The following is a 23,747-nucleotide window of genomic DNA, read 5'->3' on the forward strand; positions in this document are numbered from 1 at the left end:
ATCTATTATCAGAATTATTCATCTTTCAAATAAAGAGGTATTTAATGAAAGACTGGGTCCCGGTATTTTTTGCGATATGCTCGGTTATCATTATCTTTGCACTGGTAATAGTTACTGTGGCTAGGCTTACCAATTAATCTTTGTGGGTTAAGTTCCCCGCCGCTTTGCGGGTAAGCATTCCGAATGAGCGAACAGTTGTGGGATGGTGAATCTGGATGGAAGGTTTTTTTGCAAAACCAGTTGGGAAACATGGAGAAGCCATGATAGGCAAGTACGTTAAGAATCAAGGCGATGAGTATCATAAATTGCACTCGAACCATCAGCTTGCGCTGCTTTGAGATTTGAGATATGTGCGAACTGCTCGGCATGAACTGCAATGTCCCCACTGATATTTGTTTTTCCTTCACCGGCTTCCAGAAACGAGGCGGAGAAACGAGCATACATGCTGATGGCTGGGGCATCGCTTTTTTCGAGGGTAAGGGAGTGCGGCTATTTTTAGATCCAAAACCTTCAGCGCAATCGCCTATTGCTGAACTGGTGCGCAACTATCCTATCCATTCCCTCAACGTCATCGCGCATATTCGTAAGGCAACACAAGGCCTGGTGTCGTTGGAAAACACCCATCCGTTTGTGCGCGAGCTGTGGGGCCAGTATTGGGTTTTTGCGCACAACGGTAATTTGCCGCAATTCCAGCCTGAGTTATATGGTGGCTTTGTTCCTGTGGGAAACACTGATAGTGAACGTATTTTTTGCTGGTTGCTGCAAAGTCTGAGAATTCGTTTTAATGACACACCGCCAACGCGTGATGTTCTATTTGCCGCACTGCATGAGCTAACCGACCAGCTTGCGGGCATGGGCATTTTTAACTATCTCTTGTCTAATGGCGAATGTCTTTTCGCGCATTGCTCTACCGAATTAAACTATCTTATCCGCCATAGCCCATTCAATGTGGCGCATCTCAAGGATGAGGATATGACAGTTGATTTCAGCCGTGTGACCACGCCTAATGATCGCGTGGCTATCATCGCCACCGTGCCGCTGACCGATAACGAGCCTTGGCAAGCCATGATGCCGGGCACATTGTGGATGTTCCATGAGGGGGCGGCTGTCGCACAACTTGTTACGACTCCCAGCCCGATAAAATCGCTGGCCGAAGATTTGCGTACCACGAATTAATTAAGGGGTTAATCGAGTGATTAATCGAGAAAATTTTCCGGTGTGTGGGCAAGCATTCCGAATGCCTGCGCGACTGCGTGATGAGTGATTTTTCCATTCACGATATTGAGTCCTTTGCGCAACGCAGCGTTATCCTTTAGTGCCTGTTTCCAGCCTTTATTTGCCAATTGCAGCACATAAGGCAAAGTTGCATTGGTTAGCGCCAGCGTGGAAGTGCGGGGTAGGGCACCGGGCATGTTCGCCACGGCATAGTGAATGACTCCCTCGACCACATAAATTGGGTTTTCGTGCGTGGTGGGATGGCTTGTTTCAATGCAGCCGCCTTGATCCACTGCAACATCCACGATCACCGAGCCTTGACGCATAGTCTTGAGATCATCGTAGCGTATCAGCTTGGGTGCTATGGCCCCGGTGATTAACACCCCACCGATGACAAGATCGGCGGTGGCAATCTGTTCCAGCAGATTGTGTCGATTGGAAAAAATCAACTGTACGTTAGCGGGCATGACATCACTCAGGTAGCGTAGCCGCTCCAGTGAGATGTCAAGGATGGTGACACTTGCGCCCAGACCTGCCGCCATTTTGGCGGCATTCATGCCCACTACGCCGCCGCCAAGGATGACAACATGTGCGGGTGGCACACCGGGGACACCCCCTAACAGAACACCCCGTCCACCATATGATTTTTCAAGGTATTTGGCTCCCTCATATACGGCCATGCGTCCGGCGACTTCAGACATGGGTGTCAGCAGTGGCAATTCGCGTGAAGGTAATTCAATCGTTTCATAAGCGATGCAGGTTGCACCAGAATCCAGATGTGCTTGGGTTAGTTTTTCATTAGCGGAAAAGTGAAAATAGGTGAACAGTGTTTGACCAGGCTTGATGTGCGGCCACTCTGACTCAATTGGCTCTTTAACTTTCACTATCAGATCGGCATCCGCCCATATTGTATGGGCATCGGAGACGATACATGCCCCTACTGCAAGATACTGCTCGTCCCTGAAGCCACTACCCAGTCCTGCACCTGCCTCGACCAGCACAGAATGCCCGGCCGCAATAAGTGATTCTGCGCCGGATGGAACCAGTGCGACACGGCTTTCGTTTGCTTTGATTTCTTTTGGTATTCCGATTTTCATATGATTGCCTTACCAAGGGGACCAAAGATAACAAAAAATATAAAACCATGAGTTGCTTATTTTTGCTTGTAAATATTGTCTACGACATATATTTTATCGCCGTATTTTAACTCAATGCGTAGCTTGCTCAGTCCGGCAATTTTGATGAGATTAAAGGGAAATGGCGTCATAGATATTTTGTTTCGGCGGCCGGTCTGGAAACTGGGCTATCGCCATTTGAGTGCCTCACGAGTTACTAATGCCTTCGAGGTACCCCGCAATAAACATTTCGCTCTGCCGGAGGTGAGTTTAATGATTAATTGTTTCATCGAAGACAAATTTTTTTGCCAATGTCATTGAGACATCAATAAACGCTACTCACAATAAGTCACAAAATCCCTACAAACTACGCCGCAATTATTAGCCTACCCACAATTTGGCCGCCTGTGTTTATGGTAGAAAAGGGGATAGCGTCAGCCCATTGTTTACAGGAGATTTTGCTGCTAGTGTATATCTCAGTCACCGCTGCTCCTTAAGGAATATCATGACAGTCCATAATCACTCGCACAGCCACGCCGCAAACTACGGTCGAGCATTTGCCATCGGCATTGCACTGAATGTGCTGTTTGTCATCGTCGAAGCGATTTTTGGCTGGCAGGCCGACTCACTCGCGCTACTCTCCGATGCCGGGCACAACCTGAGCGATGTACTTGGCTTACTTGTGGCTTATGGCGGTTTATATCTGGCACGGCTGCGACCCAATCAGAAACACACTTACGGCTTGGGGCGCGCCACGATTCTGGCTGCATTGTTCAATGCGATGATCTTGCTGATTGCGGTAGGCGGTATCGTGTGGGAAGCCGTCGGCAGATTCAGTCATCCGGTGCCGATTCAGGGTGGCGTCGTCATGCTGGTTGCCGCCATCGGAGTAGTGATCAACGGCATCACCGCTTGGCTATTCATGTCCGGCAACAAAACAGATCTCAACCTGCGTGGCGCTTTTCTTCATATGGCGGCAGATGCGCTGGTTTCACTTGGTGTGGTCATCGCAGGCGCGATGTTTATCTGGACTGGTTGGTCTTGGCTTGATCCCGCCATCAGCTTGGTTATTGCTGTAGTGATATTGTGGAGTACATGGGATTTGCTGCGCCAGTCTGTACATCTTTCTTTGGACGGTGTGCCGGTATCAATCCAATTAGACAAGGTGAAAAATTATCTAACAGCCCAGCCCAACGTCATCGAAATACATGATCTGCATGTGTGGGCGATGAGTACCTCAGAAATTGCACTGACCGCTCATTTGGTCATGCGCGACGGACATCCGGGGAATGAGTTTCTGTGTCGTGTTGCGGAAGAGTTGCACGATAATTTTACTATTGGACACGTCACTATTCAAATTGAGCTGGACAAACATCATTGTTCTTTATCCGGTCATACATAGTTGGCGCTTAGAGAGGTAGGTTTATCACACTGGGGTAATCGGGAACAGAAGGTTGGTCAGTCAATACATTGAGTTGAGTGAGTCCTTCGGCCGTAATCACTGTTCACTCTTAAATAAATTGGTTACGAGCGGACGAGTCAAGCGGTTGATTTTTAGCATTGGTAAAGAGAGGAAGCTTGTCCGCATATCAAACTTACGCCTTATTTTATTAGGCGGGAGTGATATCGTTTTGCCTTCCTTCGGTTCCACCACATGATATAGCCTGTGGTAAATAAAATGAGCGGCGACAAACCGATGATCACCTGTAAAAGACGGGTAGGTGTCCCGCCTATTACACCGATATGTATCGGGTAAAGTATGTTAAAAATGCGCGTGCCCAGAGAGGCCGTCAACGCGTTTTCCACCTGTAATACCTTTCCCGAATATTGATCGAAATAGACGAAACTTTTACCATTTGGATGAAATTCCTGGACGAATTTTTTTCGTACCACCAAGGGTGCTCCCGGTTTCTGGGGAAGAGTAATCCAGGTGGTGGAAGCGGGCAGCATATAGTCGGCTTGTTGTAACATCATGTCGAATGCAGGCCTCGGCATCCGTGCTTGACGAGGGTCGGAAAGCGGTGGGGCAGCCCGCGGTGGGCTTTGAGTGATTGCATTGATCAAGTTGATAACCGTTTTATTAAATACTAAAGATGTGCCTGTAAAAGCAATAAGTAGAATAAAAACAACGGTATAAATACCAGAGGCACGATGTATATCAAAATTCATTCTTTTCCATTGTGCTGCCCACTGGATCTTAAACCCCGGGGAAAATTTTCCGTTTCGCGGCCACCATAAAATGAGGCCGGTTATGCTCATGCCAATCAGTAGCAATGCACTTACACCAAGGATAATTTTGCCAGGCTCGCCACTTAAAAGTTCGGTGTGCAGAAGCGCAATCCATCCGGTAAATGTATCTTCCTGTCGGTGTTCACCCAAGATCATGCCGTTATAAGGATCAACATAAACGAACAAATCATGCGCACCGTTCATCTTAACTAAATAGGTTTGCTCTGGAGTACGCGGCATACGGATGAAAAACGGTTTGTCTTCCGGATGGGCGTGCTGCACTGTTTTCAGCATCGTCTGTAAAGAAACACGCTCGTCACGCGGTACGGTGTTCATCAATTCGGGATATACCAGCGCCTCGATCTCTTCGCGAAATACCAACACGCTACCGGTCAGCCCGCTTAATATCAGCAGCAATCCGATAGTCAAACCGGTATACAGATGTAATTGGAAAACAATTTTTCTAGCAGTCACAGCTTATATCTCCGGCAGTCATGTTTTGCTTCCTGAAGGGCTGTCTGCACGATAAACATCTTCAATCAAATGGGCCGATTTACGTATCAATTCGGCCCGAAAGACTATGTTTCGTTGTCCCTTTATATAATCATCTTTTAAAATTGCATCCGGGCTGTAACCTTAAGCATGCGCGGCGCCCCCACACCCAGCAGGTTACTGCCAGCAGTACCCCAATAGTTCCTATTGGTTGCATTGTCGAGCACTGCCTGGAATGTAGTTCGATTGCCGGCAATAACTGTGGTATGACGGGCGCCCAATGACACGGTCGTATAACCGTCTACGAAAGCTTGATTTTCATTATTGACCGGACGCTTGCCCACGTAATACAAGCCTCCACTAAGCGCCAGACCCGGAACGCTCTGTAGACGATATTCAGAAAAAAGGCTTGCAGTCTGCTCCGGAGTATTGTCGGGAGTCTTGCCGAATGTCCCTGCATTGGCTGCGTTCAATTGCTTGGCATCTTGGAACACAGCCGAGGCGATGAGCGATAGTCGTTTTGTCACTTCGCCTGAGGCGACCAGCTCCACCCCCCTGTACTGGGCCAGACCGTTCAGAGTAAGGTTGTTGGTGGCCGAATCTATCGCAGTTGATGCACGCTCGATGTCGAAATACGCCGCCTGCAGTAGTACGCCCTGCGCAACTTCCGCCTTCACGCCGATTTCTTTTTGCTTCGACATCGCGGGTGGCAGCACTTGCCCGAAATTGGCGCGATCGGGTCCGGGAGTACCGCTTTCCTCAAGGCCTTGCAAATAGCTGCCATAGAAGGAGATGCGAGAGTTCGGCTTGTACATCAGCGCAACCGTTGGAGTCACTTTATCCGCTGTATAGTAGGAGTCGGGCGTTGTGCTCTTGTAATTGCTGCCGCGCGCACCGAACATGGCCTGCCATTTGCCGATCAGCATACGATCAAAGAAATACCAGCCACGGTCCTGGATCTTTCCCGGGAAGGCGGGGCTGGACGCACCGACGGGTGACTGTGGTGGGATAGCGACCGGGTTGTATAAGTTTTGCGGTATACTGACGCCGGGAAAATTCCGCCCATCCTGGCTGCGTTCGTTGGCGGTAAATCCCAATGACAGTTCGTGTGTCACCCATGCGCCGGGTAAGCGGCCATAGACCTCGGCGCGGTAGTTCTCGTTGTTCCATTCCTGATCGCGAGTAAAGGCGGTAACACGTAGCGTGCCTTGACCCGTCTTGAGGTCGAAGTTTTCGAAGCGGGAAAAAGCGCGGTCTCGGCCGGTGCGTGCCTTGCCGGCCTCGAAGAACACGCCCCAATTATCGTTCAGCGCGTAATCGGTACGGAACAGTATATTCGTTGCCTTGGCATCGTACCTTTGCCATTCGCCGCTCAGGTTTTGACGGTTGTCCGGCACGGACGGCAGCGTGATAACGCCGTTAACTGCCTTCGGCACCAGGATCGGCGGCTGTTCCGAGACGTCCTTGCGGTAATGTTCTACATCGAGCTTGAAGGAAAGTTTGTCGTTAACCCGCCAGTCGAATGCGCCTGAAGCCAGCATGCGATCACCGGAATAGTTGTTAATGCCGATATCCTCGCGACCTTTAAGCAAGTTAACCCGTGCGCCGAATTGTTGCTGACTGCCGAAACGTCGGCCAACGTCGAGGTGAACATTCCCGCCACCATACTGATTGCCCATCAGATTGAGATTGGTTACCGGATTATTGCCAGCTCGCTTGGTCACCAGATTAATAATACCGGATGGCGGTACGAAGCCGTAATATAGCGAAGATGCCCCCTTGAGAACCTCGACACGTTCCTTGTTTTCCAACGGGGTGGAGATCAAGTTGATTATCGGCAGTGATCCGTTCAGGCGGTAGTTGCCGCGATTTTCTACCAGGATGCCACGAATGGCGATATTGTCATAAGTCGAACCACTTATCGCCGAGCGTGTAACGCCAGCCGTATTTTGCAAGGCTCCAAACAGACTGTCGGTAGCCTGTGCATCGAGTACTTCGCGCGTGATTACATTGCTGGTCTGCGGGACATCCAGCGGTGCCATGTCCCGAAACGTACCAACCTGAACAACATTGGACTTGAAACTTCCCGAACGCTCGGCTGTCACGTTTACGGCGGGGAGTTCCTTGGCCGGTTCGGCCTGCCCCGAAGTCTGAGCGTTCGCTTGGGAAACCGAAAACGCCAGCGAAATCGCACTTGCTAGCGTAGATAAACGAAGCTGCATGGGTATATCTCCTATATTTTTAAGTAGAAACGATGGGAAACTGGGGGCGGGCAAAGGCAACGTCACCATACTTGGTCAAAATGTCCCTGTTTGGCGGTTGCCATGAGGAGGTCGGTTTTGATTTGCGGTTGGGTTGTAACAACAACAGCGAAATGTTGCAGATTGGAAGAAGCGACGGAAACCGGTGATGAGTCGTTTTGGGCAGGTACAGCTCTCCCGTCTTGGCGCGGCGCACAATTTCTTGCGTCGTGACAACATAGCCCTGTCGCGAGGCGTTTACTTGCACCTGATCGTAGTCGAGGAGCAGACACGGAATATACTTCAACCGGAGTATTCGGGCCGCTTCTACCTGATGATGGCCATCCATCACCGCTAGGCTGTTGCGTTCGAGTGCAGTGGGAATACGCCAGAGCTGTTCGCGCAGAATCGTGTCGGTCAAAGCCATCGCATGTTCGGGATGATGACGCTCGTTCGGGCGAATCAGGTCAACGCGAACGACGAGAGAGGCGCACGATGGGAGTATCCCCTATGCCTTTAAGAATGCTATGAAGGATCATTGGGCCACTTCGCAGCACAATGGATTGAGATCGCGCACACCGGATTCGGTCAGTTCTTGAGTGGTGATGATTGTCTGCGTTCCAGGCTGTTTTTTCGTCGCATCCAGTGTGGAAGAACTGAGCCAGCCTGCGTTAACTGTTATTTTCTCAAGGGTTTTGTTAGGTTCATCTTGCTGGACATGGCCCAGACCCGAATAGGAAACTGCGTTAGATATAACTGTTAATTTGATGGCAGCATAAGCTGCCAGTTGGGGATTTGTCCGCATTTAATTCTCCTGAATTAGAAACCACCAATATTAAAAAAGCTGGCTGGCTGCTTATCCTAAAGAAATGGACTAGATGGCTGGCTACTAAGAGTTTTTATTTTTATAAATTAGTTGAATGTTCTTGATAATAATTAAAAGTAAGATTCGCAGTTATGTTCGATGATGACTTGGTGAAAGTCGGCAAGTAGTTGATTGACAGGCAACTGAGAAATCCTTCATAGGAAGCCACTGTTTCCTAAATTCCCCCAAAATATCTGAATGATATTAATTTTTATTTGTATTATCAATAATAATGCAAATATTGATTCATATCAATATTATTTTTTATTTGACAGCCATGAGGGGGCTGTGTTTACCCTTGCACGGCTCAGTGAGGCATTTTTAGTCCTGCGCGCACAGTAAAGTGGCATCCCCCTCGCTTTAGTGCCGCTGGTGATGGTGGCAATGAACCTCGTTTATGCCGGAGCGGCTTACCCTTTCGGCCAGCTGTCAGACCGCATAAACCATAAGACACTTTTGACTTGGGGCCTTGTTGTATTGATTGCCGCCGACACTGCTCCAGCTAATCTACGCGGTACTGTATTCGGCGTTTTCAACCTGGTTAGCGGTCACTGTTGGAAAAAATTGCTACCGGTGTCTCCGCACGGCAAGTGATCATTTCGATTACCGCGAGCGGGTTGAACACATCACAGGCGACAATTTCATTAGGGTAAGCGGGAAGCCCCACTTGATTAAAATACTGCCTGTGAGCCTCAGCATGGTCAGTCAATAACACGATGGATAAGCCAAGGCGTTGTGCGGCCGGAATAAAGCCAGCATTGACAGAATCGGTTATTACGTGAGCTAAAATAATCAATTCTTTCATGAGGTGCCTTTTTAAATATCAAGTTGCAGTGTCAGCAAAGCCGACCGTCCGGGCGCTGGCAATCGGCCTTGACTGTAGTCGACGCCGCGGAAGTAATAATCCTTATTGAATAGGTTGTTGATCGCCAGCCCCGCTTTAATTTTTTTGCTGCTCCAGCGTAAATTGTGTGTGATTTGTGCGTTCCATATCGAATACGATGGGATTTTGCCGACTGATCCGGTAGCGTTTTCGGTTACTGTATTGGCTCCGTCGCTAAATGATTCGCTTTGGTAAAGGCCATTGAGATTCCAATTCCAGTTTCCGCTGTGGTAATTAATACGTTGATTAAATTGATGGTGTGCTGTCAAAGGCAATTCCTTGCCAAGAAATGCACCAGAGAGCTGTTTAGTATCGACATAGGTATAGCCAGTTTTAAGTTCGAGACCGAGGACTTGCTCCGGTCGCCATGCAAACTCAGTTTCCACCCCCTGATGGCGGGCTTTCCCGAGATTTCGGAAACCCACCATTTGATTCACGAATTCGAGCTTATTGTCAAAATCAAAACGAAAGGCCGTAAGAGTGGTGTCAATATTTTTGGTCGGTGCCCAGCGGATTCCGGCTTCGTAATTTTGTGCTTTTTCGGACGCCAGATCAGCGGCAAACGTAATCTGTGTGAACTGAACAGGACGCATCGACTTGTGAGTATTTGCAAACAGAAATACCTCATTATTTGCTTGGTATCCAACGTCTAAGCCCGGTAACCAATCCGTGGTCGGATTACGAGTTTGCGCACCGGTAAGATTGTTGCGGTAGTAAAGGTTTATTTGCTCACGGCGAATACCCGGAGTGATTTTCAACTTGTTGTCTAACAGCATGAAAGTATCACTCATGTAAATGGCATAGGCATCGTTCTCGAAACGCCAGTTGCGAGAAACAGTGTAAGCACCTGTTGCCAGGGTGCGTGCATCAACGAGATAGTCAACTTCTTCACGCATATAGCGTGCGCCAATAGAAATTTTCTGCTTAATCCCCCCGTCAATATTAAATGTGAGTCGTGGTTCGCTGCCATACACTAAAAAATTTCTAGGTGCCGATTGTTTCTGTGTTGACGCGATGTCTGCGTTGGTGGAATTACCAAATATAAATTCGCGGTTACTCCGATGCCCGAAGTTGATCCAACTAAATTCTGCGCCATTATCGAAGAAGTAGTTATACGTCAAATTTCCGCGCAAGGTATCACCGTTAAAATGGTCTAATGGTCGGGTAGACTGGTTGCGGTTCTGCTCATAGGATTTCGGTGTTAGTGCGCCCGGCAGTTGATTTTGGGTTTTGTAATATTGAATACCCGCTTTTACCTCGGACCTGTCGGTAACCAGCCAATGACTGTCCAACATTAGGTTGTTCACTTCCGTCTTGGAATGTTCACGCGCGGTATTACCACCGATTACGTTTGCTTGTAGTTGGAGGCCGAGCTTGTCGTTAACGAAGCCACCAGCACGAAAATACGTATCTGCCAGTAAATTTCCACCGGAAAAGACAGACAACGTTTCCTTGACGGTCAGGGATGTTTTTTGTGGAATTCGCTTAGTCACGAAATTAATCACGCCACCGACGTTATTCGGACCATAATGCACTGCGACCCCACCCCTTGCCACGTCAATAGTTTCGATCGAATTAATCGTTAGCGGAAACAATGACAGGCCGGTTTGTCCATAAGGTGCGAGAGTAATTGGGATGCCATCAACTAATACTAATACTTGTTCGCTACGTAACGGGTTGAGTCCGCGCACACCGATATTAGGCAGAATACCTGTACCACTTTCGTCCAAAACCCGCACCCCGGGGACAGCGCGCAATACGTCTTCCACAGTGCGCGCACCGGATTCGGTCAGCTCTTGATTGGTGATGACTGTCCGCGCTCCAGGGTGTTTCTTCGCCGCTTTCGGCGTGGGAGAACCAAGCCAGTCTGCGCTAACCGTTACTTCCTCGAGGGTTTTGTTAGGTTCATCCTGCTTCATTAGCGTCCAGCCGCCCCCTGGCTGAGCCACCGCCGCCAAGCCGGTGCCGGCAAGCAGCAGCGGCATGGCTTCCTGCACGCTGTGGGTGCCGGTCAGGCCCTGGCTGTGCCGTCCAGCCGTGAGCTCGGTGGGGTAGGACAACAGGATACCCGCCTCGCGACCGTAACGGTTGAGTGCGCCTTCAAGTGGACCAGGGGGAATGTTGTAGGCAGTGCGCGAAGTTGCGGTGGTCGCTACGTCGGCCGCATGCACCGTGGTTGCCCAGATGGCCGTTGTCGTAAAAGCCGTCGTCGTAAAGGCGTATGCCAGTAGGCTACGGGTGAAGCGTTTAAGACTTGGCGCCTTGCTGCTGTTGCGGGTGTCGATGCCGGCTCTGCCGTGTTGCCCCATGTTAGATTCCTCTTTAGGATAGTTGGAGATGTGATGCGCTCAACTCCTATGTCCCGCGAGAATCAAAAATAGACCACCTGAGCCGAATTTTTTTCGGCCACAGGTTTGGTGCGGCAGTACGAAGCTATGTATGAGCCGGCCGCACGGTGACCCAGTAGCGCGTGAGAAAGTGAATCTCTACCGGCAGCGTGGTGGGCAGGGTATCGAGGATGCGATCGGTGTCGGCCAGTGGATAGCTGCCGGAAATGCGCAGTTCGGCGATGACCGGATCGCAGCTCAAGCGGCCGGGACGGTGGCGGCTGAGTTCGGCGAGGAAGTCGGCCAGGCGCATGCCACTCGCGACCAGCATGCCGTCGATCCACGCGGCATCGGTGTCATTGACTGCGATGGGTTCATTGATGACGTTGCGAGTAAAGCGGGTTTGCTCGCCAGCGCGCAGGATGCGGGTTGCACCGGCGCCATCGTGCGGGCGGATGTCGACTGCGCCTTCGAAGACATCCACCCGACTAGCATCTGCCTGTTGGCGCACGACGAAGCGTGTGCCCAGTGGCTGAAGCTCACCCTGCGCGGTTTCAATCACAAAGGGGCGCGCCACGCCATTACCGCTGCGGCCGTTGCCGTTGTGACCGGCATCTTTGCCGGTGCTCACTAAAATTTCACCGCTGACCAGCCGCACGCGGCGTTCGGTGACGCTGAAGCGAATGTTGATGGCGCTGTCAGTGTTCAGGGTCACGATAGTGCCGTCGGCCAGTGTGACGGTGCGTCGTTCGCCCACGCCAGTGTGTTCGTCCGCTGTCCATTCGCGCCAAGGGATGCTGTCTTTGGTCACCCAGGTTGTACCGCCCGCGAATAGCAGGACGACTAAGGTCTTGATCACCTCACGGCGTTTGACTGAACGGTGGGGGGCCAGCGTAGCATGTGCGATGGCCGAAGCCATGGGCGAGACCACGCTACGTAGCTGGCCATTGACGGCCTCTATGTGTTGCCAGGCACGTTCGTGGTCGGGATGTAAGCCCAGCCAGTGCTGGAGGCTCTGCCGGGTGGTGGTGCTGACGTCACCGGATTGCAGCTCTACCAACCATTCCACCGCACGCCGGGCAACGTGCGGCGGGATGTCGCTGGGACGGATGAGGCCATGACTGTCGTTGCGAGAGGCACTCGGTGAAGATGGGTCGCTGTTTGCATCGGCATTTACTCCCAGGCTTGCGTTCAGACTCATCAGCGTACTTACCTCAGTCCGCCGTTAATGCGAAATAGCATTGGATGCCCGCACGCACCAGATGGCGCTTGACGGTGCTGATAGAGATGCCGAGTTCGGTCGCGATTTCAGCATGCGTCATGTCGTCGAGCTGGGCATGCAAGAACGCGCGCTTGGCCAAAGCCGGCAAGCCGTCAAGAAGGCGGTCAATTTCGAGGAGTGTTTTGAGAAGGATGGCTCGTTCTTCCGGCGATGGTACCAAGGCTTCCGGCACCCGCGCCAGCACATCGAGGTAGGCCCGTTCGATCTGTTCGCGCCGCCAATGGTTGGCCAGCACGCGCTGTGCCACAGTTGTAAGAAAGGCGCGCGGTTCCTGGATGGCCACCGGTTCTTCGCGGGCAAGCAACCGCACAAAAGTATCATGTGCCAGATCGGCAGCACGATGCGAGCAGCCCAGTTTCTTGCGCAGCCAGCCATACAGCCAACCGTGGTGGTTGCTGTAGAGCGCATGTACTTCTTGCTGCAGGACAAGCTCAGCGGCGCACATGAACATTCCTTTCTGGTCAGGTGGCTGGCACCCTCTCAAATGTAAATAAAAATTGTTCGCAATTGTAGCCTGAAAAGAATCATTCGGGCAATATGGGTCGGAAAGCCGTGCCAACGAGCGATGGTGCACAGCGTAGATATGACCCTATGTGCCCGAGTGGGTTTTCGATAGATGACGAATTATTAATCACATCATTTAAACCATCGGGTTAGCCAGCCAGTTTTAGCTGCGACAACATGTCACACAAATGGATATATGGCAGCCATACGGTGTTTTAAATTGAGTACTACTTTGTCTGGTAACAAAGTATCGCTACAAGGAGCAGAATGGAAATATGATGGGAGTGAATTCGGAATTTGGTGCTGGATAGGTCGTGCAAAATTTAATAAGATACAAATCTTTTTTTGCTAACGTTATTGATGTGTCAGTGAATTCGACCCATTCCACGGTGCCACTTTTAATAGTAATACCATTCCTGGCAGTGCCAGCAGTGCGCACAGCAAAAAGAATCCCGTCCAGCCGATTGCTTCCACCAGCCAGCCAGTCGCTGCGTTGGCGAAGGTGCGTGGCATTGCTGCGAGGCTGGTGAATAGTGCAAATTGCGTGGCGGTGTAGGCGGGATGGGTGGTACGCGCAATGAAGGCGACGAACGCGGCTGTACCCAGTCCCACGCCCAAGGCTTCTATGCCAATTACTATGGCGAGTTGAGTGAGTTCCACGGTGGTAATTTCGGCATGGTACCCCACCGATGCCAGCCAGAAGAAACCAAAGATTGATACCACTTGAACGACACCAAACAACCATAAGGCGCGGTTGATGCCGATCCTTACCATCCATAATCCGCCAAGCAAACCGCCAATTACAGCGGGCCACAGTCCCGCATTCTTGGCGATCAGGCCGATCTGTGTTTTAGAGAATCCCATATCCATGTAGAACGGGGTGGCCAGTGCGGTACACATGCTGTCGCCGAGTTTATAAAAGAACAGGAAGGTGAGGATGAGCAGTGCGCTTTGCCAACCATGCCGAGTGATGAATTCGTGAAACGGTTCGACAACCGCATCACGCAGGGATTTCGGTGAGTTAATATTCAGCGGCTCTTTCACCATGAGCGTCATCGCCATGCCGGGTAACATGAACAACGCTGTAATGATAAATACGATGCTCCACGGCAGAAAATCTGCCAGGATCAGTGACAGTGAACCCGGTACCAAGCCAGCGATGCGATAGGCATTTACATGCACCGCATTGCCCAATCCCAGTTCACTTTCCTCTAGCAGTTCGCGCCGATAGGCATCCAGCACAATGTCCTGAGTAGCGCTTAAAAACGCCAATAGCGTTGCGATGTAGGCAATCGTGTGTAGATCGCTTTGCGGCGAAAACGCTCCCATCGATGCAATTACAGCCAATAGACCCAGTTGGGTGAGCAGCATCCAACCGCGTCGTCGCCCAAGGATAGGCAGGACATAACGGTCCAGCAGGGGTGACCACAGGAATTTCCAGGTATAGGGAAACTGAATCAGCGCGAATAGGCCGATGGTTTTGAGATCAACTTGCTCACTACGCAGCCAGGCGGGCACCAAATTGAACAACAGATACAACGGAAGACCAGAGCTGAATCCTGTAAATACACAAATCAACATGCGCCGCGTGAACAGCTGCGCGATCACACTCATGAATTAAACAGCACGCTTGAAGCGATACACCGCTGTGCTGCCTAACAGATTAGGCAATAGTTTTATTTCGCTATCGCCAGTCATGACACGACGGTCGAGAATATATATTTTATGATTATGACAAAATGTCTCAAAGTCATGCAGTGTGCACAGATGAATATTGGGTGTGTCATACCACTGATAAGGCAGGTCTTCAGATACGGGCATATTGCCCTGCAATATGTTCATACGGTTCCGCCAGTAGCCGAAATTGGGAAAGCTGACTATACCCTCACGTCCCACGCGCAGCATTTCCTGCATCAGAGGTTCCGTGTGACGAGTGGCCTGTAGCGTCTGTGACAGGATGACATAATCAAAGGCATTGCTTTCAAAGCCGGAAAGTCCCGATTCCAGGTCGCCTTGAATTACATTCACCTGATTCTGGATACATGCCACGATGTTATCGTCGCTGATTTCCACGCCGTAGCCCTGCACATTGCTTGTACCCTGTAAATAGCGCAGTAGGCTACCGTCACCGCAACCCAAGTCCAGCACTGAAGCACTCTCCGGAATCCATGCCGCGATTGCAGCAAAATCAGGGCGGGTCGCGGCGAGTGTGGAGTGATCGTGCGTGCTCATGCAGTAAACTCGCTGGCAATATTGTTGAAGTAAGCGCGCATCACATTATGGTAATGCGTATGCTGCATCAGAAAAGAATCATGCCCATGCGTCGAGGTAATCTCCGCGTAGCTTACTTTAAGGCGGTTATGAAGCAGTGCTTTGACGATGGCGCGCGAACGTTCCGGTGCAAAACGCCAGTCGGTGGTAAATGATAGAACCAAAAAATTTGCGCGAGCAACGGCGAAAGCTTTATTCAGGTCATCATTGTATTCGCGGGCGGGATCAAAATAATCCAGTGCCTTGGTCATAAGCAAATAGGTGTTGGCGTCAAAATAGGCGGCGAACTTGTCGCCCTGATAGCGCAGGTAAGATTCGATCTCGAATTCGATATCATAGCTGTAGCTGTACTTGTCGGAGCGCAGGCCACGCCCGAATTTGTCCGCCATTGCATCGTTTGAAAGATAGGTGATATGCCCCAGCATGCGCGCCAAGCGCAAGCCACGCGTAGGTACCACGCCGTGCTCGTAATAATCACCGCCGTAGAAGTTTGGGTCAGTCAAAATCGCACTGCGTGCCACATCATTGAACGCGATATTCTGTGCAGTCAGGCGAGGTGCCGAGGCAATCGCCAGTACATGGCGCACGCGCTCCGGATATGCCAGCGACCATTGCAACGCTTGCATCCCGCCCAGGCTGCCGCCAATTATTGCAGCAAATTGATCAATGCCGAGTTTATCGGCCAGCTGAGCCTGCGACTTCACCCAGTCTTCTACTGTCACTATGGGAAAGCCTGCACCATAAGGTTTTCCAGTGTCCGGGTTGATGCTGATGGGCCCTGTGGAACCATGACAGCCACCAAGATTATTCAGCCCGATGATGAAAAATTTCTGCGTGTCGATTGGTTTGCCGGGACCGATCATCGTGTCCCACCAGCCAACGTTTTTCGGGTCATCCGCGTAATAGCCCGCTACATGATGATGGCCAGAAAGCGCATGGCAGACCAGGATGGCGTTGGATTTATCTTTGTTTAATGTGCCGTAAGTCTCATATATCAGCTCGTAACTCGGCAACACAGCCCCGCTTTTACATGAAAAAGGGGTGTTGAACTGCGCGTGTTGTGCACTAACGATACCGATGCTATTTGATGCGTTCAATTAAGAATCCCTAAAAACAAAACCCGTTCAGCTTGAGCGGAGCGGGTTGCTTCGCTTTAGCTGGAATTTTTTAAGTGCCCCGCAAGCTGATGTCAAATCGGCACTGGCATGTAGTTTCCGTGTTTTGCGCGGGGCTGTCAATTTCGTTACACGGTTCGATGCACGGCCCATCTCATTCTTTCATTTTCTCCCATATATAAAAAACAGATATGCAATTAAGAATTAATTGGTTCACGCAGGAAAAGAACCTCTCCAGAATGCGTTCCTCGCTCATAAATATTCGCGACAAATTTGTTAATGGACTTCAACTTTAAAGGAAATTTAAGTGAATAAAATTATTATCACATCGACATTGGCATTGCTATTCACCACCCTAAGCCCGCTCGTCCTGGCGGCAAACATCAAGTTGCTGAACGTTTCCTACGATCCAACGCGTGAGCTTTATCAGGAATTTAATGAAGCATTCGTCAAGCACTGGAAGGCACAGACCGGTGATGATGTCACCATCAAGCAATCACATGGCGGCTCAGGTAAGCAAGCACGCGCCATTATCGATGGTTTGGAAGCAGACGTGGCGACATTGGCTCTGGCATACGATGTAGACGTACTTCAAAGTAAGGCCGGTTTAATTCCGGCTAACTGGCAAACGCGCTTGAAGCACAATAGCTCGCCCTATACCTCCACCATCGTGTTTCTGGTGCGCAAGGGCAATCCAAAAAAGATTCGCGATTGGGATGATTTGATCAAACCCGGTGTATCTGTCATTACGCCTAATCCTAAAACTTCAGGTGGTGCGCGTTGGAATTATCTTGCAGCTTGGGGATATGCGTTGAAGAAGAATGGCAACAACCCAGCCAAGGCCAAGGAGTTTGTCGGCAAATTGTTTGCCAATGTGCCTGTATTAGATTCAGGCGCGCGCGGTTCCACAACTACCTTTGTTGAGCGCGGAATTGGCGACGTATTGCTGGCCTGGGAAAATGAAGCTTCTCTTGCCGTCAAGGAACTGGGGCCGGATAAGTTTGACATCGTGGCACCTTCGCTGAGCATTCTGGCTGAGCCTCCCGTTACCGTGGTTGACAAGAACGTTACCAAACATGGCACACGTAAAGTGGCGGAAGCATATTTGAACTACCTCTATAGCGCGGAAGGTCAGGAAATTGCCGCCAAAAATTACTACCGCCCTACGGATGAAAAAGTGGCCGCGAAATATGCCAAACAGTTCCCAAAACTGAACCTTATTACTATCGATGGGGAGTTCGGGGGGTGGAGCAAAGCGCAAAAGGAGCACTTTGCTGATGGGGGTGTATTCGATCAGGTTTATTCCAAAAAGTAACGGTAATGCGTATCTGGCTGATTTGTCGAATATGTTGTGTTGTTAATTCCAATTTTTAGAAATTAATTTCTCATTAATCAAGGAGGTGTTCATGGACACATACAACAAAGACGAATTGGCCGCTCAAACGGTAAACATAAACAGCGAATTGAATAATTATCAAAGTGTTCTTCAATTCGTAATCGGAACCGATCAGAAGGAATATTTAAATGTCGATGCGATATTGCAACAATTAAATGGTTATTCGAATAGCCTGCTGCTCTATGAAATTCGGGCGGGCATAAATGCAATCACCGCTGCGCGATCTCAGTTGGCCATTCAATGGGAACACGCCTGGCTAAATTAGCGAGTTCATCGCTGATAAAAACACGAATGTAACGATGTTCGATATCAGGATCGATATGCAGTCGGTTAGATATGACCAATATTCTGGAGGAAAAATGACCATTAAAGCAATTAATACAAGGAATCAATTCAAGGGCAAGATAATTGAAATCGTAACCGGACCCGTGGTATCGGAGATCGTGGTAGGCACGCCATTTGGCACGGTAACTTCAGTTATTACCACCCGTTCCATTAACGAGTTGGAGTTGAGTATTGGCTCAGACGTAGTGGCATTAGTGAAATCTACCGAAGTATCAATTGCGAAATTATAACGGGAAGAATGAGATAAACGATCAAGGGTTGTTTCCAGACTGACCGTACTGCTGAATCTCCCATAATTTTAAGGAACATCTGAATGACAGCATTGCAGTTACACAAGAAAAAAATTTCCCGGTTACGGGTAATAGCCAGCCTGTTGGCTGGTGCTGTATTAATAACGCCACTTATTGCCTTGGCGCAGGCAAATGACTCGCAGTTAAGTCAGCAGCAAGCCGAAGAATTGGACCAAAAAAGACGAATATCAGAACGACTACAGGAAATAGAAAAGGAAAATGCTTCTTTGAAAATTAAAGAATCGTCCAAAGCGGAAGCATCAAATACCACGGCAGCAAACCCCAGCTATTATGTTCCTATTCGTAGTTATGGGTTGCAGCGTGAAACTGAACCCCCTCGCTATGTCAGACAACTCAACAAGACATGGCTGAAAAATATAGAAGGCTTGGACAATGTGGACTGGGTGGATTTGGGTCTGGAATCTCGAATTCGCTATGAATATCGTGACAATGACTTTCGACGTAATAAAGATGTTCTGGATGAACCATTTTTACTCCGTACACGCTTATATGCGGCGATCAAAAGTAAATTTGACCCATTTCGCGCCACCATTGAACTCCAAGACTCTCGACGGTTTAACAGCGTATTTGCGCCAGACAACCGGGATTTTAATAAAGCTGATGTAATTCAAGGCTACGGAGAGTTGTATTTTAAAGATGCGCTAGGTAAAGATGATCTGGGTAACGACAGGCCTATCAGCGTTAAAGCTGGCCGTATGGCATTCGAGCTAACAGACAGACGTCTGGTTGCACGCAATGAATGGCGCAATACAACGAATTCCTTCCAAGGTTTACGGGCAACGTTAGGTCAGCAAAAAAGCGATTGGCAAGCAGACGTGTTTGCGCTGCAACCCATGGTTCGTTTAATAGAAACAACGGATCAAGCCGATCATGCACAATGGTTCTATGGCGCTGTCGGGGATTGGCGCAAATGGTCAAAAATTATCACACTGCAACCCTACTATTACTTGCTGCGACAAAATGGTAGCAAAGTTCAATATGCGTCGGATGGAACAATTGCTGCTGCCAGCGCGCACATAAACCGCGAAATCAACACGGGCGGGTTACGAGGCTATGGTGTTATAGGCGATACAGGGCTTGATTATGACCTTAACTATGCCAAGCAATGGGGAAGTGATGGCGGGCTTAATCAGGATGCTTATGCCTATAATTTGGAAGCAGGCTATACCGCGGAACACGCATGGAAACCTCGCTTTAGCGGCAGTGTTGGCTTTGCGAGCGGCGATAAAAACCCCAAAGATGGTACAAGCCAACGCTTTGATCGTCTATTTGGCTTTGCCAGGCCGTGGTCCAATAATGACTATATCCAAATGGAAAATATCCATGCTTCCAAGGTTCGCGTTGAGCTTAATCCTACTAGTAAATTAAAAATTGATTTTGGGTACAACTGGTATGAGTTAGCCAGTGCCACTGACCGCTGGAATGGTGGAGCTAATCTACGCGATACCACTGGTAAAAGTGGGAAAAATATAGGCGAAGAATTCGATATTCGCGTGCGATATCCAATTAGCAAATACATAGGGCTTAATGTGGGCTATGCATACTTCATGGCGGGTGACTTCACTAAGAAAACGTCCCAGCTAGTACAGCCCGGGCGTAAAGATAACTCAAGTTTTTTGTATGTTGAAACTTCACTCTATGCCTTTTGAAATTTTAATTATTTAATTTTAATGTATTAATTTTATAGGCTCCATTTTTTCCCTCTTGGGCAACCCTGTCCAGTGCCGTACGGCAGTTAGCCGTTCAGCTCGACTTCAGTGTTCTTGGTACGTAAAGGCAATCCCAAAGGCATTAAAACCTGGGCAGATCTGGCGAAAACCGGTGTTTCGGTAATTATTGCCAATCCGAAAACATCCGGCAATGGACGCTATGCTTGTCTGGCAGCTTGGGGTTCTATCATTAAACAAGGCGGGAATGAAATGCAGGCGAGAGACTTGATAGCCAAGATTTTCGCTAATGTACCCATATTGGAAACAGGCGGGCGTGGCGCAACCACAGCCTTTGTACAACGTAATATCGGCGACGTGCTGGTTACCTTTGAGAACGAAGTGCAATTCATTAAACAGGAATATGGCGCTGACAAATTCGACATAGTATATCCGCCTGTCAGCATCGTAGCGGACCTGCCGGTGAGCGTGGTGGACAAAGTGGTGGACAAACGCGGTACGCGTAAAGTAGCGGAAGCCTAATTCAAACAGGCAGAGGTCGCCGAGAAGTCGGTAAAATTTGATCGTTTATGCCGTACTTTGCACACGCTAAACTATTTAAACATGGGCTCAAGCAAAGACTTGCTATTTCTCAATGTGTATCCCGAGCTGCTAGTGGCAGTCAATTCTCATGGGAAAATATTCGAACGAGTACTGCATAATCATTCATTGCCAACTGATAAAGTCGTTATCGAAATCAATGAAAGTGCAGTCAGTCAAGATAATTTTCTGAATGATGCCATAGTCAATTACCGTGAACGGGGTTATAAAATTGCCATGTCAACGCTAAATAGAAATGTCCGCTTTTCCTGTTTTTTCTTTGCTACGTCGTAGCGCGTTGCCCGTCGTGGGCGGACTTGCCGACGGGCATGTTTCTCCAGGGATGATTCGGTGCGGGTTTGTGTCCCGTGTTGTGCCGCGCCACTGCTTTAGCCACTGGTGCATTGACCGATTTTCCGTCTGCTACGGGTGACTGTTGCTGCGGTTTGTCCATCACGCCATAGGTCAGTTTGCGCTTCTTCCAGAGCAGTTCCTGGCTTCCGTCAAAGTACTCGTGTATCGTACTTGTGCTCCCTGCAACCCCAGTCCTGTCCCGGTGGTGGCGACTTGTAGCAGCTGGTTTTCATGCTGGCAAGACAGGTTTTTCGAAAGCATTTTTGCCACATGAACTGACAGGGTGCGCAGTAAGGAGGCCCGTGTGCCTGGATAGGCCAAATGCGCGTCAAACGTGTCTTTGGATACGACTGCAAAACGCCTGTTGAAGTCTCTTTGATGTAGCCTGGCAACCAAGTGTTTGCGCTGTCCATGTCGTTGATGCCCGCCAGTCGCATTTCCTTGATCAGCCTGTCTTGTAAAGTCTGATTAACGCGCTCCACACGCCCTTTGGCTTGCGGGCTGTGAGCGTGAATACATTCGATTCCCAGCTCACGTGCCGCCCGCGAAAATTGTGTTTCGGCCTCAGGATCGGCCTCTTTAGCGTTGATGCGGAAGATGCTGTGTTTGTCGCTGTAGAGCGCCACAGGCAGTCCGTGCGCCAGAATAGGCTTGTTGAATGGGCATTTTCTCGAACAGCGTGACCGACAGAATCTGTAACAAAGTGTAGAGCGAAGCGTCCAGATTGAGACGCTTCTTGATGATAGCGACGAGCACATAAACCGAAACGGCGATCCAGATTTGCGATTTCACCGCATTCTCTGATGTGCCATAGAAACATTGGATACGAAGATGCTGCTTCACCCACTTGAAGAACAACTCCACCTGCCAGCGGCTCTTGTAGAGCGCGCAGATCGTTGCCGCTGGCAACGTAAAGTTGTTGGTCAGAAACACCAGCGTCTTGCCCGTTTCTGGGTCTTTGAATCGAATGCGCCGCAACGGCTCTGGGCAATCCTGTTGGGTGTAAAACCCATCGAGTGCAATCGTCTGATCGCAGATGATGCCCAAGCTTCGGTCCGTCCTGGCGGAATACATCCGGTGTGCATCGAGATTCGACCTGGCGCGCGTCACGAAGAAAGCCTCCGCCAAGTGCAGTCGATGCAGACGCACGAAATCGACATAGGCTCGATCCATGACATAGATAGCGCCCGCTTCTGGAATCAACAAGTCGAGCGCTCGCACGTCGTGCATCTTGCCATCGGAGACATGAATGAAGCTGGGAATGCTGCCACGCAAATCCAGCAGCATAGGCATCTTCGCCGCTGCCTTGGTGGTTCGGAAAAGCGCCTATGGAAATACCGACAAGCACAGATCGATGGTGGTCGAATCCAGCGCGTACACCGTGTTGGTCAAATCCAGCCCCAAGTCTTCGCTGGCGTAAAGCGTTCGGGCTTGAACAATCAAGCGATGAGCGAATTCGGCGTAGATATGCCAGTCGCGCAGTTCGTTGGCATCGGCCAGTGTGGAACGCGACACCGCATTTCTGATGTCCATGTGATAAAGCCTGGCGGACTGCGCCGAGAGGCAGGCTTCGATGTCGCGTAAACTCTCGCGGTAGGTGAGTGGCGCGAAAGCCAGAATGCGGAAGTGTTCGGCACAGGTCAGCGTCCTGACGCGATGATCGCCACCATGCCGAGCAACGATGCGGTAAAAGGTCTTCCACGGAAGGAAATCCATCACTTGGGCGAACAAGGGCTTGCCAACGTACATCGCAATCTCCAACAGCAGAAAAACTGGGAGACTGCACGAAGGTGGGCTCGCCGTTCAAGTCGGAGACACCCTCAAAACCGCTGTATGCTGCATAAAATAAGAATTCCAGAGTCATGGAATATCACCGCCTAAATTTATTGCGCGAACAGGAGTTTCTAGGAAAAGGTTTTTATTACGGAGCTGGCATGGCGGAAGCGCCTTTTTGCAAAGACCAAACCGTCTATGTGGTAGATGGCGCAAATTCGGCTGGGCACAAGCTGTCATGCACTTTGCCAAAAGTGCCTCTAAGGTCGTTATGCTGGTGCGGGCTGGCAACTTTGCCGGAACGATGTCGAAATATCTCTCTGAGCGCATTTTAAGCCAGCCTAATGTGCAAGTGCGTTTTAATACAGCAGTAAGCGGGCTGGATGGCGATGACCACCTTCGCGCCATCACCCTTCAAAACCTTAGCACCGGCAAAGAGGAAACGGCGGCGGCTACGCGCCTTTTTGTCTGCATAGGCGGAAGCCCTAATACGGAGTGGGCAAAGGATACCGCGATCATCCGTAATGAAGCAGGCTATCTTATCACTGGCGCAGATCTATTAATCAATGGAAAGACACCTGCCTGTTGGCCGCTACAACGTAACCCGATGGAACTGGAAACCAGCGTCCCCGGCTCTTTCGCGGCTGGGGATGTACGCATGGGTTCAACTAAACGCGCTGCTGCCGCCGTGGGTGAAGGCGCAAATTGCATTACCTATGTTCATCGCTATATGCGCGAGCCGAAAATAGCAAAGGTGTGATGCTCACTGGCCATGCGTATTTTA

General features: G+C 49.9%; 19 protein-coding genes and 3 pseudogenes. 8 read left to right on the top strand and 14 right to left on the bottom strand.

The window, feature by feature from the left end; all coding sequences use genetic code 11:
• Positions 1-348: 348 nt before the first annotated feature.
• The gene (locus W01_RS00900) at positions 349-1,176 is read left to right on the top strand and encodes a class II glutamine amidotransferase (RefSeq protein ID WP_173051787.1); all 828 of its coding nucleotides are present in this window, start codon (positions 349-351) and stop codon (positions 1,174-1,176) included.
• A 20-nt stretch (positions 1,177-1,196) separates the two neighbouring features.
• Here the strand turns inward: W01_RS00900 and ald are convergent, their stop codons facing one another.
• Positions 1,197-2,312 carry an alanine dehydrogenase gene (ald, locus tag W01_RS00905; protein WP_173051788.1) on the bottom strand — a complete coding sequence of 372 codons (1,116 nt, stop codon included), beginning with the start codon at positions 2,310-2,312 and terminating at the stop codon, positions 1,197-1,199.
• Positions 2,313-2,835: 523 nt separating this feature from the next.
• Here ald and W01_RS00910 point away from each other — a divergent pair.
• The gene (locus W01_RS00910) at positions 2,836-3,732 is read left to right on the top strand and encodes a cation diffusion facilitator family transporter (RefSeq protein WP_173051789.1); all 897 of its coding nucleotides are present in this window, start codon (positions 2,836-2,838) and stop codon (positions 3,730-3,732) included.
• A gap of 200 nt (positions 3,733-3,932) precedes the next feature.
• Here W01_RS00910 and W01_RS00915 read toward each other — a convergent pair whose 3' ends face one another.
• The 11 genes from W01_RS00915 to metX form a co-directional block, all read right to left on the bottom strand.
• The gene (locus W01_RS00915) at positions 3,933-5,033 is read right to left on the bottom strand and encodes a PepSY-associated TM helix domain-containing protein (RefSeq protein WP_173051790.1); all 1,101 of its coding nucleotides are present in this window, start codon (positions 5,031-5,033) and stop codon (positions 3,933-3,935) included.
• 137 nt (positions 5,034-5,170) lie between these two features.
• Positions 5,171-7,273 carry a TonB-dependent siderophore receptor gene (locus W01_RS00920; protein WP_173051791.1) on the bottom strand — a complete coding sequence of 701 codons (2,103 nt, stop codon included), beginning with the start codon at positions 7,271-7,273 and terminating at the stop codon, positions 5,171-5,173.
• Positions 7,274-7,292: 19 nt separating this feature from the next.
• A complete protein-coding gene (locus W01_RS00925; RefSeq protein WP_242006993.1) occupies positions 7,293-7,718 on the bottom strand; it encodes a hypothetical protein in 426 nt (141 codons plus the stop codon).
• A 108-nt stretch (positions 7,719-7,826) separates the two neighbouring features.
• Positions 7,827-8,096, bottom strand: coding sequence for a hypothetical protein (locus W01_RS00930; RefSeq protein ID WP_173051792.1), 270 nt, complete (start codon positions 8,094-8,096; stop codon positions 7,827-7,829).
• A 601-nt stretch (positions 8,097-8,697) separates the two neighbouring features.
• Complete coding sequence (locus W01_RS00940; protein WP_242006994.1) at positions 8,698-8,961, bottom strand: hypothetical protein; 264 nt, start codon at positions 8,959-8,961, stop codon at positions 8,698-8,700.
• Between the two features lie 11 nt (positions 8,962-8,972).
• A complete protein-coding gene (locus W01_RS00945; protein WP_242006995.1) occupies positions 8,973-11,348 on the bottom strand; it encodes a TonB-dependent siderophore receptor in 2,376 nt (791 codons plus the stop codon).
• 124 nt (positions 11,349-11,472) lie between these two features.
• Positions 11,473-12,567, bottom strand: coding sequence for a FecR domain-containing protein (locus W01_RS00950; RefSeq protein WP_173051793.1), 1,095 nt, complete (start codon positions 12,565-12,567; stop codon positions 11,473-11,475).
• A gap of 13 nt (positions 12,568-12,580) precedes the next feature.
• Positions 12,581-13,222 carry a sigma-70 family RNA polymerase sigma factor gene (locus W01_RS00955; RefSeq protein WP_320416771.1) on the bottom strand — a complete coding sequence of 214 codons (642 nt, stop codon included), beginning with the start codon at positions 13,220-13,222 and terminating at the stop codon, positions 12,581-12,583.
• A gap of 284 nt (positions 13,223-13,506) precedes the next feature.
• Positions 13,507-14,766 (bottom strand): AmpG family muropeptide MFS transporter, encoded by a 1,260-nt coding sequence (locus W01_RS00960; protein WP_173051794.1) that lies wholly within the window; start codon positions 14,764-14,766, stop codon positions 13,507-13,509.
• A 3-nt stretch (positions 14,767-14,769) separates the two neighbouring features.
• Entirely contained in the window at positions 14,770-15,384 is a 615-nt protein-coding gene (gene metW / locus W01_RS00965) for a methionine biosynthesis protein MetW (protein WP_173051795.1), read from the bottom strand.
• Complete coding sequence (gene metX, locus W01_RS00970; RefSeq protein ID WP_173051796.1) at positions 15,381-16,520, bottom strand: homoserine O-succinyltransferase MetX; 1,140 nt, start codon at positions 16,518-16,520, stop codon at positions 15,381-15,383. Before metX ends, metW begins: the two co-directional genes overlap by 4 nt.
• 334 nt (positions 16,521-16,854) lie before the next feature.
• On the opposite strand from metX, the gene W01_RS00975 reads away from it, so the two are divergent.
• The 5 genes and pseudogenes from W01_RS00975 to W01_RS00995 form a co-directional block, all read left to right on the top strand.
• Positions 16,855-17,853 (top strand): sulfate ABC transporter substrate-binding protein, encoded by a 999-nt coding sequence (locus tag W01_RS00975; RefSeq protein WP_305792528.1) that lies wholly within the window; start codon positions 16,855-16,857, stop codon positions 17,851-17,853.
• A 91-nt stretch (positions 17,854-17,944) separates the two neighbouring features.
• Positions 17,945-18,199, top strand: coding sequence for a hypothetical protein (locus W01_RS00980; protein WP_173051797.1), 255 nt, complete (start codon positions 17,945-17,947; stop codon positions 18,197-18,199).
• Positions 18,200-18,293: 94 nt separating this feature from the next.
• A complete protein-coding gene (locus W01_RS00985; protein ID WP_173051798.1) occupies positions 18,294-18,509 on the top strand; it encodes a TOBE domain-containing protein in 216 nt (71 codons plus the stop codon).
• 83 nt (positions 18,510-18,592) lie between these two features.
• A complete protein-coding gene (locus W01_RS00990) occupies positions 18,593-20,239 on the top strand; it encodes an alginate export family protein (RefSeq protein ID WP_173051799.1) in 1,647 nt (548 codons plus the stop codon).
• A 90-nt stretch (positions 20,240-20,329) separates the two neighbouring features.
• Positions 20,330-20,776: pseudogene (locus tag W01_RS00995) on the top strand (sulfate ABC transporter substrate-binding protein); the annotation flags it as partial.
• Between the two features lie 343 nt (positions 20,777-21,119).
• On the opposite strand, the pseudogene W01_RS14590 reads toward W01_RS00995, so the two are convergent.
• Positions 21,120-21,837 (bottom strand): annotated as a pseudogene (locus W01_RS14590) (ISNCY-like element ISCARN112 family transposase); the annotation flags it as partial.
• Positions 21,770-22,939, bottom strand: a pseudogene (locus W01_RS01005) (IS4 family transposase). The pseudogenes W01_RS01005 and W01_RS14590, both read right to left, overlap by 68 nt.
• A gap of 202 nt (positions 22,940-23,141) precedes the next feature.
• Between W01_RS01005 and W01_RS01010 the strand changes: the two are divergent.
• Complete coding sequence (locus W01_RS01010) at positions 23,142-23,723, top strand: NAD(P)/FAD-dependent oxidoreductase (RefSeq protein ID WP_173051800.1); 582 nt, start codon at positions 23,142-23,144, stop codon at positions 23,721-23,723.
• Positions 23,724-23,747 lie beyond the last annotated feature (24 nt).

This window comes from Candidatus Nitrotoga sp. AM1P, assembly GCF_013168275.1.
Lineage (GTDB): Bacteria > Pseudomonadota > Gammaproteobacteria > Burkholderiales > Gallionellaceae > Nitrotoga.